The sequence below is a fragment of the Novosphingobium acidiphilum DSM 19966 genome, assembly GCF_000429005.1.
Taxonomy (GTDB): Bacteria; Pseudomonadota; Alphaproteobacteria; order Sphingomonadales; family Sphingomonadaceae; genus Novosphingobium; species Novosphingobium acidiphilum.
Genome location: NZ_AUBA01000044.1, coordinates 1 through 2,037, shown reverse-complemented (window position 1 = coordinate 2,037; position 2,037 = coordinate 1). Strand labels below are relative to the sequence as shown.

3 protein-coding genes are annotated in these 2,037 nt (G+C 51.3%); all 3 read right to left on the bottom strand.

What is annotated here, in order from left to right; translation table 11 throughout:
* Positions 1-105 precede the first annotated feature (105 nt).
* Positions 106-573, bottom strand: a complete 468-nt coding sequence (locus tag G404_RS0117310; protein ID WP_028642166.1) for a YbjN domain-containing protein — start codon at positions 571-573, stop codon at positions 106-108.
* 201 nt (positions 574-774) lie between these two features.
* Positions 775-963 carry a hypothetical protein gene (locus G404_RS20540; RefSeq protein ID WP_156906383.1) on the bottom strand — a complete coding sequence of 63 codons (189 nt, stop codon included), beginning with the start codon at positions 961-963 and terminating at the stop codon, positions 775-777.
* Between the two features lie 4 nt (positions 964-967).
* The gene (locus G404_RS19640; RefSeq protein WP_245584583.1) at positions 968-1,663 is read right to left on the bottom strand and encodes a recombinase family protein; all 696 of its coding nucleotides are present in this window, start codon (positions 1,661-1,663) and stop codon (positions 968-970) included.
* Positions 1,664-2,037: the final 374 nt, after the last annotated feature.

The following is a 2,037-nucleotide window of genomic DNA, read 5'->3' as shown; positions in this document are numbered from 1 at the left end:
TTCGCAACGCGCACGGATTGTAAGGCTATCAGACCGCACATTCCATTCCTTTTGCACAACAGAATAGAACCCTTGTTCGCTCAAAATCCACATAGCTGGTTCTCCTCAGTGCTTGGTTTCATGATCGGCGTCGGACTGGCTGCGGCTACAGTCTGGTAGTGGTTCCAAGACGCCTGCCTCGATACCCTCATCCACCACGTCTGACATGATGGCGGGGAACTTCTGGCATACCTTCAGGAGGTTTTGGGGGATCAAGCCACCATGATAAGGCTGGAAATAGTAGCCATAGAACCTGCACATCTGCTGGCTGTAACTGAATTGAAGCAGGATTTTTGTGCGGTTGAGGTGGTTCACAAACCTAAGTATTTCAATCTCTTCAGCTTCCGGTAGGACGTTCCAGTAGGACCAGAGGATCAGCAGATTTCGTTCGGGTTCAACCGCAACCCAAAAATTGAAATCGTATCCGGTCACATAGATACCTGCGCGCTCCGAATGCTCGATTGAAGCCTGATCAAGAATGGTGGTGATCGTATTGTCAGTGATGGTTTCAGCAGGGATGACGTCAAAACTCATAGGCTCTCCGGGGTTGTTGATCGGAACGGGCGAAAGGTGGCGCACAGCCATAAGCGACTGCACGCAAAACCGGTCGTGGATGTGTATGAAGCTGACTGCGCCGGTATGATTGGTCAGGGAAGTTCAGCTTAAGCCTTGATTATACCACAGTTCTTCCGAGTTTTCAAAAGCACTCAAAATTGGAGACTTCAGGAGATTCTTTCACTCGGGTGGTCTGCTTGCAGGATTAGAAATGTAGGTGCCACTTTTGCCCCAAGCCGCATCCAGCATGATGGCAAAGGGATTATCTTGCAGAGATTTGGATCGTAGGACCGCCAGCACATCTGGGGTCATATGCTGATGCACCAAGGTTTCAAACCGCGCGACACACTTCCTTTCAAGCTGCTTCACTCGCTCACCACTCATCAATCACGGTGCTATTTTCAACATCTAATGCGCGAAATTTTGCTCCTTCACCGGCTCTGGATTTTCCGCTCAAAGTCCGTTCCTTATGGGTCCAGAGGTGATCCTTGGAGCATAGGCTCAACAGCTCCCAAGGCTCTGAATCCTTGCAGAATTCAATCCTGACCTCGCGGCCAGCACCGTGCCAATTTCGGATGACATGCTGAATTGCGGATCTAGTTACACCGAATGCATCTGCCATAGTGGCTAACGATGCACCTTCGGCTTTCATCGACATAATCTTGTATCGGTCGTTTGCTGTCAGCGTTGGCTTTCTGCCAAGCTTTTTGCCTTCTGCTTTTGCGCGCTGCAGCCCCGCCTGCGTTCTCTCAATGAGAAGGTCTCTCTCCATCTCCGAGACGGCGGAAATGACAGCCATTGTCATTTTTCCCGCAGGTGATGTGAGGTCCACGCCGCCAAGGGCGAGGCAGTGAACTTTGACGCCCATACCAGCCAAGCGTTCGACTGTCGCACGCACGTCCATAGCGTTCCTGCCAAGCCGGTCGAGCTTCGTGACAATTAGAATATCGTCAAGCTCCAACCTGTCGATCAGCTTTTTGAAGCCAGCCCTCTCCATCGCAGCAACCGAACCCGATACGGTTTCAGCTACGATCCTATGGTCTGCAACCTGAAACCCAGCACTGACAATCTCGTGACGTTGATTGTCGGTGGTCTGGTCTGCTGTTGAGACCCGAAGATAGGCGAAGGTTCGTGAAATGATGTGCCTCCTGTATCGCAGACGCGCATCATAATGCGAGATGCATCATAATGTCAATAGGCCTAATTGCGATACACTCTCGGGTGGGGTATCGGAAACGAACGATTGGGATACATGGGTCGCGCGAGAGAGAGATGAGCGGCAGCGGCATATCTGGGCTGCTGTGATGTAGCCATTGACTACAATGAAGCTATGGGCTACATGATTAGGATGAAGCCGATCAGCTACACACGACAGGCGCTGAAGGCCCTTCGCAAAATGCCCACCGATATGGCCCAGCGGATCATTGCTAAGATCGAGCAATA